General features: G+C 49.8%; 12 protein-coding genes. 10 read left to right on the top strand and 2 right to left on the bottom strand.

What is annotated here, in order from left to right:
- Positions 1–6: 6 nt before the first annotated feature.
- From HMPREF1250_RS08275 to HMPREF1250_RS08235, 9 genes are all read left to right on the top strand, one after another.
- Positions 7–651, top strand: coding sequence for a sigma-70 family RNA polymerase sigma factor (locus tag HMPREF1250_RS08275; protein ID WP_023054209.1), 645 nt, complete (start codon positions 7–9; stop codon positions 649–651).
- Between the two features lie 138 nt (positions 652–789).
- On the top strand, positions 790–1,353 hold the full coding sequence (locus HMPREF1250_RS08270) for a hypothetical protein (protein WP_023054152.1): 564 nt from the start codon (positions 790–792) through the stop codon (positions 1,351–1,353).
- 17 nt (positions 1,354–1,370) lie between these two features.
- Entirely contained in the window at positions 1,371–3,734 is a 2,364-nt protein-coding gene (locus tag HMPREF1250_RS08265; RefSeq protein WP_023054153.1) for a BamA/OMP85 family outer membrane protein, read from the top strand.
- A gap of 8 nt (positions 3,735–3,742) precedes the next feature.
- Positions 3,743–5,038, top strand: coding sequence for a hypothetical protein (locus HMPREF1250_RS08260; protein ID WP_231391303.1), 1,296 nt, complete (start codon positions 3,743–3,745; stop codon positions 5,036–5,038).
- A 28-nt stretch (positions 5,039–5,066) separates the two neighbouring features.
- A complete protein-coding gene (locus tag HMPREF1250_RS08255) occupies positions 5,067–5,552 on the top strand; it encodes an OmpH family outer membrane protein (protein WP_023054159.1) in 486 nt (161 codons plus the stop codon).
- Positions 5,553–5,565: 13 nt separating this feature from the next.
- Entirely contained in the window at positions 5,566–6,513 is a 948-nt protein-coding gene (locus HMPREF1250_RS08250; RefSeq protein WP_023054208.1) for an OmpH family outer membrane protein, read from the top strand.
- A 14-nt stretch (positions 6,514–6,527) separates the two neighbouring features.
- The gene (locus tag HMPREF1250_RS08245) at positions 6,528–6,947 is read left to right on the top strand and encodes an OmpH family outer membrane protein (protein ID WP_023054215.1); all 420 of its coding nucleotides are present in this window, start codon (positions 6,528–6,530) and stop codon (positions 6,945–6,947) included.
- A gap of 16 nt (positions 6,948–6,963) precedes the next feature.
- On the top strand, positions 6,964–7,986 hold the full coding sequence (gene lpxD, locus HMPREF1250_RS08240; RefSeq protein WP_023054200.1) for a UDP-3-O-(3-hydroxymyristoyl)glucosamine N-acyltransferase: 1,023 nt from the start codon (positions 6,964–6,966) through the stop codon (positions 7,984–7,986).
- Positions 7,987–8,001: 15 nt separating this feature from the next.
- On the top strand, positions 8,002–8,928 hold the full coding sequence (locus HMPREF1250_RS08235; RefSeq protein ID WP_023054166.1) for a lysophospholipid acyltransferase family protein: 927 nt from the start codon (positions 8,002–8,004) through the stop codon (positions 8,926–8,928).
- A gap of 327 nt (positions 8,929–9,255) precedes the next feature.
- Here HMPREF1250_RS08235 and HMPREF1250_RS10970 read toward each other — a convergent pair whose 3' ends face one another.
- Together HMPREF1250_RS10970 and HMPREF1250_RS08225 are read right to left on the bottom strand one after the other, a co-directional pair.
- Positions 9,256–9,615 (bottom strand): hypothetical protein, encoded by a 360-nt coding sequence (locus HMPREF1250_RS10970; protein ID WP_023054170.1) that lies wholly within the window; start codon positions 9,613–9,615, stop codon positions 9,256–9,258.
- A 27-nt stretch (positions 9,616–9,642) separates the two neighbouring features.
- On the bottom strand, positions 9,643–10,554 hold the full coding sequence (locus HMPREF1250_RS08225; protein WP_023054172.1) for a LysR family transcriptional regulator: 912 nt from the start codon (positions 10,552–10,554) through the stop codon (positions 9,643–9,645).
- 437 nt (positions 10,555–10,991) lie between these two features.
- Here HMPREF1250_RS08225 and nifJ point away from each other — a divergent pair, with 437 nt between their 5' ends.
- The gene (gene nifJ / locus HMPREF1250_RS08220; RefSeq protein WP_023054180.1) at positions 10,992–14,507 is read left to right on the top strand and encodes a pyruvate:ferredoxin (flavodoxin) oxidoreductase; all 3,516 of its coding nucleotides are present in this window, start codon (positions 10,992–10,994) and stop codon (positions 14,505–14,507) included.
- Positions 14,508–14,565: the final 58 nt, after the last annotated feature.

Genomic DNA, 14,565 nt, shown 5'->3' with positions numbered 1-14,565 from the left:
GAATCCTTGCTGAATGCGTATATGGAGGAACTGCGAAAAATTTCATTATTGCCGGCAGCGGAAGAAAGGGCGCTTTGGATCGCTTATAAAGATCGGTCTGACGCGGCGGCACGGCGTTGTCTTATCGAGCACTATCAACCCCTTGTTTTCAGAGAGGCTATGCGTTGGCACCTCTCTGCCGACGTATTGGCAGATGCGCTGCAGGAAGGTACGTTGGGACTGATTGAGGCGGTGGAACGCTATGACTATCGGCGCGGCGTCGCTTTTTCCGTTTTTGCCGTGCATCGTATTCGCGGTGAGATCATTGATTTTCTGAACCGCGAAGGAAAGGGAAAGGCCGCCTTATCTATTGATGAACCCGATGAAAATGGCATCACACTGGCCGAATTGCTTTCCGACGGCAGTGAAGATTTGGCCGATCAGACCGGCAGAAAACTATTGTTTGAACATGTTTCGGCCATGCTGCCGCGATTGCCGGAAAAAGAAAAATTGGTCGTCGAAGGCGTTTATCTTCATGATCGGCAGCAAAAGCGGCTGGCAGAAGATCTGGACGTCAGTCTGCCGTATATCTATCGCTTGCAGAAACGGGGCATACGGCGTGTGCGCGGTATGCTGAGCCGTTTTATTCATGAAAGCAAAAATGATGAGTAAAATGATGAAAAATTGATATTTCGGAAAGATATTCAGTGGAAATGTACGATAACTCCGAATATTAACTTGTTGACAGTTGTTTTAAATCGCCCTGCCTTTCGGGATATTATGAACATGTTGAAAGGAGAGTAAGAGCATATGAGCAAGGCAGACAGCGACAAGGCGACGCGCGTCCGATCGGCAAAAGAATGGCTGGAAAAAGCGGAACGCTCTTTCAACGATCAGTCCGATATCAAAGGGGAACTGAGTTTACTTTTGGCCGAAGCGGAAATGAAAAACTTGCGCAAAAATCATGGTGCAGGTCAGAAAGTATTGCGCTTGGGGGCTTTTGGCACGGCGCTTTTCCTTGTTGCGGCTTTTTTCTACCTCTGGCCGGCGCGCGCGCCGGTTCCGGCCGTACCGCCGCCTGCGGTGCAGTCGGCGAGTGTGGAAAGTGCGGCGGCACGGACGATAAAGAAAGAGTCTGCTCCTGTTCAACCTGCCCCTTTGCCGGTAGCGGTTCCGCAGCCGCCGCCTCAGGAATCGGAGCCGGTAATTGACGAAAGGGAGACTGTTCCGGCAACCGCTACTGCCGTTACGGCAAATTCGGTAGCTGAACAACATAGTAATGAGAGTGCCGGTCAGGCGGTTCTTACGGACCGGCAAGTGGAAGAAGCGGTACAAGCAGGTCGGCATACACTGCGCAGTACACAGAAAAAATAGGTAACGGAGGCGTATTTATGAATACACAGAAGAAAAAACTTCTGACGACAATGATTTTGAGCGCAATGATAACTTGTCCCGTATGGGCCGAAACAAGCGACGCCGGTACGACGGGATATGAGCCCTTTGCAGAAGGGCAGAACACGACGGTAAAGGCGGCGGCTCCGCTCCAGGAAAATGAACGGGCAGCTGTCAATGCGACGGTTATGGAAAAGACGGATGCTACGGCGACGGCCGCGATGGCAGGTGCGCAATCGGGGCTGACCGGCTACGAAACGCCGGAAGAATTGGCGGCTATCCAAAACGGCAGCGCCGTTCCCGCGGCGGCGACGACGCCTGCCGCAAGCTCCGCCGCAACGCCTGCGGTAACGACGCCTGCGGCAACCGCCAACACCGGGCTGACCGGTTACGAAACGCCGGAAGAAATCGCCGCCAGACAAAATGGCGCCACTGCTGCGGCCGCACCGGCTGAGGAGATAGCTCCGCAGCAGGCTCCGGCAGAAACGGCGACCGAAGAAAATACGGCTGCCGGTGTGTTGGCTGAACCGCCTAAGGGCGCCGTACCCTATATCGGCGGGTTAGGCGAAGTGCAAGTCGATTCTTCTCTGCCCAAGTACCCGATAGCGATACTTTCACAGGCGCAGGAAGCGGCGTTACCTTACGGCAATTTGGTCAGCGATACGGCGATGGCGCCGTATGTCGGCAAGGTTGCCGCATCCGTGGCAATCAGCCCGCTGCCGGATCAGGCGATCGGCGAAAAAATAAAGCCGCGCCTGGCTATGCGTGCCGGTGATACGATCGATTTGAATTATTTGCGCCACGACTTGAATGTCATCGGTTCAACGGGGCTGTTTTCCGCTGTCGTGCCGCAAGTCGCGGAAATACCGGAAGGCGTTGCGCTGACCTATGCCGTGCAGATGAATCCTATCGTTCACGGCATTGAAATCAAGGGGAATGAATCGATCAAAACGGAAGATCTGATGAAGGCGATTCATGTGCAGCCGGAGACCGTTCTGAATTCGACGATTCTCAGCAAGGATGTATATGAAATCAATACGATGTTGGCCAATTCCGGGTATTTGATGAGCCACATTGATTCCGTTCATATCGACGATCAAGGTATCCTGCACATTGATATGACAGAAGGTCATCTGGAAGATGTCATTGTCAGAGGCAATACGAAAACGAAGACACGTGTCATTACGCGGGAAATGCGCATGAAGAAAGGCGACGTGTTTAATAAGGCTCAGGCCAGCCGCAGCGTGCAGCGGATTTATAATACCGGCTATTTTGAAGACGTCAACGTTCGTCTCCTGCCGGGGCGTAAAAATCAAAATGACGTCATCATGGAAATCGACGTGGCCGAACAGAAAACGGGTACCGTTACTATCGGTGCGGGCTATTCCCAGTCAGACGGTCTGGTCGGCATTCTCGGCTTGAGTGAAACGAATCTGCGCGGTACAGGCGATAAGGCGAATATCAACTGGGAGTTCGGCGGCCATACGCATTCCAAATATAATTATACTTTCGGCTATACGCATCCGTGGCTTAACGATCACGGCGATTCCATCGGATTCAATATCTTCAACCGTGAAGGAGAGTACGAAGATTACGATGAAAAGGGGAATTCCGTATCCCAGTATGATAAGAAAACGTCAGGCTTCAATATCACTTACGGCCGTGTCCGCAGTGAATATGTCAGCGATTTTGTAACGGCAGAGTCGAAAAAGACGGAATATACAGGCTGGGAAGGCAGCGGTTATGACTATAATCAGAACCATGGTGGTGATTATAATTTTAAAACCGATGGCTATCTTAAACATAACTTCGGCCGCACGAACAGTCTTTCGTGGTCCCATGTCTATGACAACCGCGATAACGTTTATGACCCGACGTCAGGCAAGCGCCTGTCCTTTACGACGACCTGGGCCGGGCACGGCCTGGGCGGCGACTTTGATTACTATAAGTTCCTTGCCGAAGAACGACTCTATTATAAAGTCGGCAGGTCCCAGGTCATTGCTGTCCGCCTGATGGGCGGGATCGCAGACGGCGATATGCCGTATAATGATCTCTTCACCTTGGGCGGCGCCGATACGCTGCGCGGTTATGAAGACGATGAATTCCGCGGCAATAAGATGTATGCCGCGACGATCGAGTACCGGTACCCCATCGTCAAGAAGGTGCAAGGCGTCGTATTTGCCGATGCCGGTTCGGCATGGGGCGGCACGGAAAATATTCCGTGGTACCATGAAAACAAAGGGATCCATTATTCCGGCGGTATCGGTTTCCGGGTCACGACGCCGATCGGGCCGATCCGTCTCGATTACGGTGTAGGTTCTGAAGGCGGCAAGTTCCACTTCAGCTTCGGCGGCAAGTTCTAGGTTGCCCTATGAAACGGCATATACTACGGTGTGTCTTTCTGTTCTTGGTGATGCTGTTCAGCGGCGCCGGCTTGGCTGCCGCCACTGCCGTGACAGCCGTCGACGTTCGCCTTTCCTCTACGGGAGAGGCGATTCCGCCGTTGGTCGAAAAGCGCATTGCAGCGAGTATTCAGACGATTGGGCGGCATGTGTTTGTCGGCCAGGATGATGGCGTCATAGCGGATCAGCAAGAGCAATACAGACGCACAGTCAATGATATTGTCAATCGTGTCCTCATCGGGTATACCGTTGAGGACATCCGTATTGCTCCGGGACGGGAGACGGTATTAGAAGTGCAGATCCGTCCTTGGGGCGAAACGATTCATGCAGTTCATACGAATTTCGATTTCGGTTCTTTGCCGGCGATGGGAAGAGAGTTGGCGCTGCGTGATCTGCAAGGTGCTGACACCTTCATCGAACAACTGCTGATCGGCTTGCCTGTCGATGCCCTGGACTGGGCCGGCGGCGCGGCGAAAAGCGTACTGGAACAAGAATTGGAAACGATGCTTCCGGAGTTTTATCCGCGCATCATCATCACGCCCGGAGAAGAAGCGACCGTTGCCGTTTATTTTTTGCCGAAGCTGCCTGTTGTACGCAACGTTTATGTTGATCTTGAAGCGGAAAATTTGCCGAAAATTATTTTTCTCAACGCGCGGCAACAGACGGAACGCCGTTATGGCGGATTAGCCGGACTGCCTGTCGCCTTCGTACAGCGCCATGCCGGTGATGTGCAGGAGGATTTGCGGAAAACACTGGCATCGCAATGGGTTATCCGCAAGTATAAGCTCCGCGTTTTGCCGACTGTCGAGATGGGTGAAAACATGCGAATCCATCTTCGTTCAGAAACGGATTTTTATGATATCCAGGCGGCTGCGTACATTGATGTGAACCGCCGTGAAGGAGACGGCTACAAGGGTGATGAGAACACGGTACTGAAAGCGCATTTCGGCCGCAAGCTCGGGGTCCATCACGAATTTTACGGTGAAGTGGAATTCAAGCCTTCGGCGCTGACGTGGAATTTCATTCCCGGTTATTTTTATCGCAGCGGGTCTTTCCGTGCCGGTTACCAGTATGAAACGGAAGACGGCAGTCATCATCTCTGGCTGCGGCAAGAATTGAACCGGCGGTTTTACGGCAGGTATGACCACGATTTGACGCACCACGATAATGAATTCGCACTGGGATATAAGATCCACGATTATATCGGCTTGGAATATGTCGTTGCCGACCATGATCAGTGGCTTCGTGTGATTGGTTATTTATAATTTTTTGAATAAAAGGAGAACAACAATTATGATGTCAGAAATGGGTAAGAAAAAAAATGTTAAAATATTTTCTGCTGCCGTAGCGTTTATTTTTGTCTTGAGCGTTGCCGCAATCGCCATCATGCAGACCGGAAATCCCGTCAATGCCGCGCCGTCGAGCAATATCGGTGTTGTTGATATGAGCAAAGTATTTTCTCCGGACAGCGAAGATTTGGCGAACGCACAAAAACAATATCAGGCGGCTTCACAGGAAATGCAGCAGAAATTTGAAAGTCAGTCCGCCAATATGACTGATGAACAGAAACAGCAGCTTTATTTGCAGATGCAACAGGAAATGTCACAGAAACAGGAAGAAATTCAAAAGGGGCTGCAGGATAAGGTTGACAGCGCCGTCAGTGATGTTGCCAATACGAAGAGCCTGAGCCTCGTCGTCGATAAACGCGTCGTTCTTTACGGCGGGACGGATATTACGGAACAGGTAGCCAAAAAATTGAGCGGTTCTTCTTCGCAGTAAGCAAGGCGATCGTATGAGACGGAAATATGCAGTTGTTCTGGGCGTATTGATCATTGCGGCTATCGTTGCTGCCGGTATTTGGTATTCGTATGCTCGCGGCGCGGTTTCTTCCAAAGCGACCGCTTCTTCCGCACAGGGCCTTACGTATGCATACGTTGACCTGGAGCATGTCGTTATGAGCCATCCGCGCTACAGTACGTATCATCGCCTGGAGATGGAATATAATTCGCTGTTGGCACAGTATCGCTTTGAGCAGTGGAATTATTCGCGGCAGGCTTCGTTGGCCGATAAAGCGCTGGATAAATTTGCGCTTACCGACGGACTGGCCGGCGCCGCCTTAGATCAGGAGCTGCAGGCCAAAGTGGCAATTAAACAGACTGAACTGAATGACCGTTTACAGCGTCGTTATGAGGAACTGATGAAGGCTCACCGGAAAAACGGGCCGTTATTAACGGAAGAAGAGAATTTGCGCGTCGTTAATTTGCAGTTGAAATTACAGACGGCTTCTCTTACTGCGGCAGAGCGGCAGGCGGTTCAGACGGAATTGCAGGGATTGCTGCAAAAAAGCGACAAGACGAGCGCTGATGCGGCGGTGCCGGAAGACGTGACGACGGCGATGGCGGCAGAGAAGGAAAAAGCCGCTGCGGAGCTGACGGCCTATGCCGAAGATGTAAAGAAAGAATTGCAACAGCGCCGTGACGACGGTCACGAACTTTTTGCCGCGCAGATGGGAGCCTTGGGCGAGCGGCTGGATCCGTCTGTTTGGAACAATGAGTGGAAGGAAAAGTTGGAAGCTAAAGAAGGGGAAATGAAGGCGGAAAAAGAGGCCATCATGACCGATATCCGTGAAAAAGCGGCCGCCGTTGCCGAAGAGCAGGGGATTGATATGGTTTTCAGCGAATACTTAGGCACCGGCACGGCGTTGGATATAACGGATGACATTATTGCCAGACTGGCATAACAGGAGGCTTATTGATGAAGAAATCAGGAAAACGATTAGCGGCGGCAGCACTTTTCATGCTGACGACAGCATTGTTGTCAGGTTGCGGCGGTGAAGATAAAGTCGGTGTCGTCGACATGACGCGGGTACAAAAGGAAGCGCCTATTGTTCAGCAATATAAGCAGAAGACCGATGAAAAACGGGAAGCTGCCAATAAAGAGCTGCAGGAAGCGCAACAATCCATGTCGGCAGAGGATTTTCAGAAAAAGGAACAGCAAGTCAAGCAGGAATTAAATATTTATGCTGCCAGCATGCAGCGTCAATTTTTATCGGATATGCAAAGCAAACTCGGTGATATTGCCAAGGAAAAAAATGTCGGTATCGTTGTCGTGAAGTCTGCCGTTCCGCAAGGCGGTATCGATGTGACGGACGATTTGATCGCGAAGATGAAGTAAAAAGGAGTTGTACATCGTGAAAAAAACAGTACGCGAATTGGCACAATTACTGAATGGATCCGTTGTTGGCGATGAAACCAGGGAAGTCAGTGATGTAAAGGGACTGGCAGAGGCCGGCGTAAGCGACGTCACCTTTGCCGTCGATCCCTATACGGAATATTTGCCGCAGGTTCATGCCGGCGTTATTATCGTCGAAAAAGAAGTGCCTGCCGGCGACAATACGCTGATCGTCGTTGCTAATCCCCGCTTGGCTTTTTCGCAGCTCCTCGTGCTTTTTCATCCGCGTCAATCCGTTGTTGAAGGGATTCATCCGACGGCCGTTATCGGCGAAGATACGCAGCTTGGCAGCGGTACTGCCGTAATGGCTTATGCCGTTATCGGCAAAAATGTACAGATCGGCGCCGATTGCACGATATATCCCTTTGTCTTTATTGGCGATCAGGTAACGATCGGCAGCGGTTCCACTATTTATCCCGGCGCCGTTATTCATGAAAACAGTGTTCTCGGCGAACGGGCCGTTATTCGGGCTCATGCCGTTATCGGCGGAGAAGGGTTCGGGTTCGCGACGAACGAAGGCAAACATACACGGATTCCTCAGATCGGGAATGTAGCTATCGGTGACGATGTGGAAATCGGAGCCTGTACGACGATCGATAACGCCACGTTGGGGAGTACCAAAATCGGCAGCGGTACAAAAATCGATAATCTCGTCCATTTGGGGCATAATGTCGAAATCGGTGAAGATTGTTTTCTCATTGCGCAGACCGGGATCGCCGGCAGCACGAAGGCGGGGAACCATGTCATTTTCGCCGGACAGACAGGCTGTACCGGTCATGTTACCATCGGCGACAACGCCGTCTTTGCCGGTAAATCGGGCATTGTCGGCAATATCAAGGCGAATACGGTCAACGCCGGTTTTCCGGCACGTCCTCATATTGAATGGAGCCGGATGCAAGTCCACTTAAAGCGGCTGCCGGAAATGGCAAAGACGATTAAGGCGTTGGAAGCCCGGTTGGCAGCTTTGGAAAAAAAGGATTGAAGAAGGTACGCTCTCATGTATATATTGATGAAATGTCTGAGTTTTTTACTCTGTCATCTCCCTCTTTCCTGGAGTCATGCATTCGGCCGCTGGCTGGGGCATTTCTTTTGGGCCTTCGTTCCCAAGAAGAGGAAGCTCTTGGCGCAGCGGCAGATCCTGGATTGCGCTATTACAGATGATCCTGACGAAGCGATGGCGATCGGCAAGGCCAGCGCCCTGCGTTTTGGCCCGATGATCGTGGAAGTCTTGCTCTTTCCGCAGTATCGCGGCAGAGAAAAGCTGCGTGAAATAGTCGAGATCAGGGGCAGAGAATACCTGGATCCACTCATCGAAAATCCGGCAGGCGGTGTCTTTATGGCTTCCCATGCCGGCAATTGGGAGCTCCTGGGCGCCGTTATGGCGACAGAAGGGCTGCGCTTGATTTCTGTTGCGCAAGAGCAAAACAATGCCGGCGCCGATCGCTTTATCAATGAGTACAGGCAGATGCAAAAGCAGCACGTAACGTATAAAACCGGTATTCGAGATATGATCCGCTTTTTGCGGGACGGTTATTATATCGGACTCTTAATGGATCAGGACCCTGGTTATGCCGGCATTATGGTAAAACTTTTCGGCAAGGATACGCTCACTGCTGACGGACCTGCGAAATTCGCCGTATTGGGTAACTACCCCGTCGTGCCGGTGTTCATTCATGAAGACCGGCCATACCACCATTGCATAGAAGTATTGCCGCCTGTATATCCTTTCGCATGTGACAAAGAATACACGAAAGAAGAAAAAAAAGAACGCACGTATTCGCTGACGCAGGAATTGAACCTGATCCTGGAAAACCGTATACGGACGTATCCGGAAGACTGGTTCTGGCTCCATAATCGTTGGAAATGGACAGACCGGTATAAGGCGAAAAAAGCCGGGAAAAATGAAAAGGAAAACAGCATATAAACTATAATTAAAAGAGACAACTGCACAGCAGTTGTCTCTTTGTTTAACCGGACAGGCGAAAATCATCTGATATTTCGGTTCTGATAACTGACTGCGTTACGGATAATCACTTTTGCAAGATGAGCGATGTCGAAGGCGGAGATGATCACTTAAGAAAGGCGTTTAAAAAAATCTATTTTCTCTCCCATAGAGGGAGCGCTTTTCGGTTGACGGTTAGAAAAAACTGCCCGGCAGTATGGCATCGGTTTTTCTGCAAAAATACGTATGCCCTGTCATGTATACCGGCGGAAGAAGTTGCCGATATGCATGGCAGGGCATATCTACGAATTACTGCGTTTGAGAAGGCGGCTGCGGCTGACTCGGATCCAATCGCCAAGTATTGCGCAACACTCTGAAGTTGATGTCCGTCCATTTTTTTTGAATGTCCTGTACCGATTCATTCAGGGAGTAGAGAAGATTATTGTAATTATTATAATCTTGTTCCAATTGGGCAATTCGAAATTCCTGGATATGGGAAAGGTTTTTCAGTTCAACGACTTGCACGATGAGATACGATATGCAGAGCAGTTGGAGAAGTATCACTGCCAGGAGAGAAAAAGACAGTACGGCGAGCTTTTTCGGATCAGCACAGCGCTGCTGCAGCAACGAAAGGATATGATTCAAGATATTTTTAGGCGTGGAATACAAGGTGAGAACATCCTTCCGCTGAAAAGTTTACATATTAGAAATAGTGCGGGCTTTGTTGCGGACAAAATCAAGCCAAAGCTGAGCGGCATGAGAAAGGTAATGGCCGCGCTTCCAAATGACATAGAGCACGTGCATGATTTCCGGTTCCACTAAAGGCCGGACCACGACGGAATCATAAATACGGGGCGACGTTTCCTTATTCGGGCAGAGCCGGCTTGGCAGCAGAGCGACCCCCAGGTCCGCGACAACTGTTTGAATCATCAGATCGCGCTGACTCGTTTCAAAAACGATTTTAGGCTGAAAACCTATTTTTTTGCAGTTTTGAATGATCTCGTCATGGAGGTTAAAGTCATCTCGATACAAGACCAGCGATTCATTGGCCAACTTTTTCAACGGAATCGTCTTTTCTTTGCTGAGCACATTATTTCGATGAATGATAACGTGCATCGGATCCTGGCTTAAAAAGAATGATTCAAATTCTTTTTCCTTTGGTTGGGTACACACGATCCCTAAATCGATCAGGCCTTCTTGGACGCTGATTTCTACTTTCTTGGAACCGTGTTCGTATAAATCCAACTCTATTTGCGGATATTCCTGCTTGAAAGCGCCGAGAAGATTGGCGAAAATAGGCGCGCCTGTAATCGGCGGCAAGCCGATCAGGATCGTACCTTGTTCCAATTTGAACTCATTTTCGAAGTCGACCTTTAAATGCTCAAACATAAAGACGACACGTTTGGCATGCGTTAAAAATATGGCGCCTGCATCGGTGAGCTCAACGGCTTTGGCGTTGCGCATAAAGAGGACGACACTCAGTTCCTCTTCCAAGGCTTTGATGGTACGACTGATGGCCGACTGCGAGATATGCAGCGTTCGAGCCGCTTTGCTGAAAGATTTTTTGTCGGCAACCTCTACGAAATATTTGAGATGATGAAAATCCATATTGCCACCTCCCGGAATAATAGATACTGAAAAAGTATATGTTTACCAAATGACACATATTGATATTGAAAACGGTATGAGACGTCTATTGAATTCCCGTTTTTTAAGGAATATAATCAAGTAGTAGAAGAAAGTTACAAAGTCGTTCGGATACACTGGTCCGGAGCTAAAAATAAAAGTGTCGTTTTGCGAATATGTAATATCACTATAATAATATTACATATTTAGTATAAGAGCAATACTTTATTGAAGGTTTCCTGAACTGTCTTATGTTGTGATAGCAGTAACATATAGACATATGTGTCGTATGCTTATGCGGAATGTATTTTGTATACAGTATGCGCGGATGACAATGAACTTTTAACTTTGTCTGAACAGTACGGTTTCGCCGTATTGTCAATTATTTTGAACTCAAATAAAGGAGCGTGTTTTTTTCTATGAGCAAATTTAAAACCATGGATGGTAATGAAGCGGCTGCATGGGCGTCCTATGCATTTACCGAAGTTGCTGCAATTTACCCGATTACACCGTCTTCTCCTATGGCTGAACATGTCGATGATTGGGCAGCTGCCGGTATGAAAAACCTTTTCGGCAGCACCGTAAAAGTCGTTGAAATGCAGTCTGAAGCCGGTGCGGCAGGTGCGTTCCACGGTTCTTTGCAGGCCGGTGCCATGACCACCACATATACAGCTTCGCAAGGGTTTTTATTGATGATTCCGAATATGTATAAAGTTGCCGGCGAATTGCTTCCCGGTGTCTTCCATGTAGCTGCTCGTGCTTTGGCTAATCATGCGTTGAGCATTTTCGGCGATCACCAGGACGTCATGTCCGCTCGCGCTTCGGGATGCTGTCTTTTGGCCGAATCCAATGTACAGGAAGTAATGGATCTGGCCGGCGTTGCTCATTTGGCCGCTCTGAAAGGCCGTTTGCCTTTCATCAACTTCTTTGACGGTTTCCGCACATCCCATGAAATTCAAAAAGTTGAAGTCATGGATTTTGAAAACTATCGCGATTTGGTAGATTGGGATGCGTTGAACGATTTCCGCAAGCGCGCCTTGAATCCGGATGCTCCTCAGGTTCGCGGCACTGCTGAAAACCCGGATATTTACTTCCAGCATTGTGAAGCAAATAACAAGTTCTACGAAGCGATGCCGGACATTGTTGAAGAATACATGGATAAGATTTCTGAAATCACCGGCCGTACATATAAGCCTTTCAATTATGTAGGCGCTCCTGATGCGGAACGCGTTATCGTTTCCATGGGTTCCTTATCGGACGTTGTAAAACAGGCTGTCAAGTATCTCGTCGGTCAGGGCGAAAAAGTCGGGGCCATCAACGTTCATCTCTATCGTCCGTTCTCGGCCAAGCATTTGGCCGCCGTATTGCCGAAAACGGTTAAAAAGATCGCCGTTATCGACCGTACGAAAGAACCGGGTTCTCTCGGTGAACCCCTTTATTTGGACATCGTCGATTATGTCAAGGAAAGCGGTCTGGCCATTGATTTGATTGGCGGCCGTGCCGGTCTCGGCTCCAAAGACGTTGTTCCTGAAGATATTCTCCCCGTCTTTGAAGAACTCAATAAAGAACATTCTCTTAACGGCTTTACGATCGGTATCGTTGATGACGTTACGAATCTTTCCCTGGCACGGGCACCGAAGATGCCGATGGATCTGACGGGCCTGACATCTTGCAAATTCTGGGGATTCGGCTCCGACGGTACTGTTGGCGCCAATAAATCGGCCATCAAGATCATCGGCGACCACACGGACATGTATGCTCAGGCATATTTTGCCTATGATTCCAAGAAATCCGGCGGTGTCACGATTTCTCACCTGCGGTTCGGGACACAGCCGATTGAAATGCCGTATCTGATTGACGCAGCCGACTACATTGCCTGCCACCGTCAATCTTATGTACGTCGCTTCGATTTGCTCCGCGGCGTTAAAGACGGCGGTACGTTTATGCTGAACTGTACCTGGACGGACGAAGAATTGGAAAAAGAACTTCCTGCAAAGATTAAACGCGATATCGCTAAGAATCACGTTAAGTTCTACACGCTGAACGGTGATGCCATCGGCCAGAAACTCGGCCTCGGCACGCGTATCAACATGGTTATGCAGGCTGCTTTCTTTGCCTTGGCAAAGGTTATTCCTCTCGAAGATGCCGTTAAATATTTGAAAGACTCCATTGTCAAGAGCTATGGCAAGAAGGGGCAGAAGGTCGTTGACATGAACTGGGCTGCCGTTGATGCCGGTGTCGGTGAATTCCATGAAGTACAGTATCCTGCTTCTTGGGCTGATGCTGTTGATGAAGTGGTAGCGGGCCGTCCGACGAGCGAATATTTTGAAAATGTTGCAGCGCCCGTTCTCGGTCAGATCGGCGATGATTTGAAAGTATCCGACTTCGTAGGTCGTGAAGACGGTACGATGCCGTCGGGCACTTCTAAATTTGAAAAAGCCGGTCCGGCTCTGCATGTACCGGCTTGGGACAGCGAAAAATGTATCGGTTGTACGCAGTGCTCTTTTGTATGTCCTCATGCTACCATTCGCCCTGTTTTGACGACAAAAGAAGAAACGGCTGCAGCTCCGGCAGGGTATAAAGTTGCTCCGAAAGCAAAATCTGGCAAAGAATATGATTTCGCCATTGTCGTTGACCAGCTTGACTGTCTCGAATGCGGCAGTTGTGTAAATGTTTGCCCTGTCAAGGCGTTGACGATGGTACCGAATACGGACGAAGAACGCGCTAAGATGGATCTTTGGTACTATGGCACGGAAACGGTAATGCCGAAAGCTAATCCGCAGAACAAGAAGACCGTTATCGGTTCTCAGTTCGAAACGCCTCTCCTCGAATTCTCCGGCGCTTGCGCCGGTTGCGGCGAAACACCGTATGTCAAACTCGTTACGCAACTCTTCGGCGATCGCATGATGATTGCCAATGCAACGGGCTGCTCCTCCATTTGGGGTGCATCCGCTCCGGTTGCTCCGTATACGACTAATGCCGCAGGTCATGGTCCTTCCTGGGCGAACAGCCTTTTCGAAGATGCTGCTGAATTCGGTCTCGGCATGTTCATCGGTGTAGATAAGGTTCGTCAGGATATGGCTGCTAAAGTTGAAGAAGCCAAAGCTGTTGCTTCTCCGGAACTTCAGGCTGCTCTCAGCGACTGGGCTGCCAACCTCATGGAAGGCGAAGGGAGCCGTGAACGCGCTGATAAAGTGGAAGCTCTCCTGAAGGCCGAAGCTGCAGGCAAGGCAATCCTCGAAGAATTCCTCGAAAAGAAACAGTTCCTCGTAAAACGTTCCCACTGGATCATCGGCGGTGACGGCTGGTCCTACGATATCGGTTACGGCGGCGTCGATCATGTCCTCGCTTCTGATCAGGACATCAATGTCCTTGTTCTCGATACGGAAGTATATTCCAATACGGGCGGCCAGTCTTCCAAGGCTACGCCGACGGCTGCTATCGCGCAGTTCGCCGCATCCGGCAAGCGGACGAAGAAGAAGGACCTCGGGATGATGGCTATTTCCTACGGATATGTCTATGTGGCTCAGGTATCCATGGGAGCCGATAAGAATCAGCTCATGAAAGCAATCAACGAAGCTGAAGCATATCATGGCCCGTCTCTCGTTATTTGCTACGCTCCTTGCATTAACCACGGTATCCGCAAGGGCATGGGCAAGAGCCAGGAAGAAGAAAAGCTCGCCGTATCCTGCGGTTACTGGGATCTTTTCCGGTACAATCCGGATCTGGCAGCTCAAGGCAAGAATCCGTTCAGTCTCGATTCGAAAGAACCGGACTACACGAAGTTCCAGGAATTCCTCCAGGGAGAAGTTCGTTATGCTTCCTTGGCAAAGGCGTTCCCCGATATGGCACAGTCTCTTTATGAAAAGACTGAAGCCGACGCTAAAGCCCGCCGTCAGACATATGTACGTTTCCAGAGCGGTTTTGAAGGCTAAGAATCAAAGCGATATGCTTGAAAAAGAGGACTCCATATGGAGTCCTCTTTTTTTGCTG

Origin of the sequence: Megasphaera vaginalis (ex Srinivasan et al. 2021) (assembly GCF_000478965.1) — a bacterium.
GTDB classification, from domain to species: Bacteria; Bacillota; Negativicutes; order Veillonellales; family Megasphaeraceae; genus Megasphaera; species Megasphaera vaginalis.
The sequence above is the reverse complement of the archived record's forward strand: the minus strand, read 5'-3'. Positions and strand labels throughout refer to the sequence as shown.

What these genes read in the sequence shown, in the direction of transcription:
- nifJ (WP_023054180.1), top strand. Translation starts at nt 10,992, where the DNA reads ATGAGCAAATTTAAAACCATGGATGGTAATGAAGCGGCTGCATGGGCG.
- HMPREF1250_RS08255 (WP_023054159.1), top strand. Translation starts at nt 5,067, where the DNA reads ATGATGTCAGAAATGGGTAAGAAAAAAAATGTTAAAATATTTTCTGCT.
- HMPREF1250_RS08260 (WP_231391303.1), top strand. Translation starts at nt 3,743, where the DNA reads ATGAAACGGCATATACTACGGTGTGTCTTTCTGTTCTTGGTGATGCTG.
- HMPREF1250_RS08235 (WP_023054166.1), top strand. Translation starts at nt 8,002, where the DNA reads ATGTATATATTGATGAAATGTCTGAGTTTTTTACTCTGTCATCTCCCT.
- HMPREF1250_RS08225 (WP_023054172.1), bottom strand. Translation starts at nt 10,554, where the DNA reads ATGGATTTTCATCATCTCAAATATTTCGTAGAGGTTGCCGACAAAAAA.
- HMPREF1250_RS08270 (WP_023054152.1), top strand. Translation starts at nt 790, where the DNA reads ATGAGCAAGGCAGACAGCGACAAGGCGACGCGCGTCCGATCGGCAAAA.
- HMPREF1250_RS08245 (WP_023054215.1), top strand. Translation starts at nt 6,528, where the DNA reads ATGAAGAAATCAGGAAAACGATTAGCGGCGGCAGCACTTTTCATGCTG.
- HMPREF1250_RS08250 (WP_023054208.1), top strand. Translation starts at nt 5,566, where the DNA reads ATGAGACGGAAATATGCAGTTGTTCTGGGCGTATTGATCATTGCGGCT.
- HMPREF1250_RS08265 (WP_023054153.1), top strand. Translation starts at nt 1,371, where the DNA reads ATGAATACACAGAAGAAAAAACTTCTGACGACAATGATTTTGAGCGCA.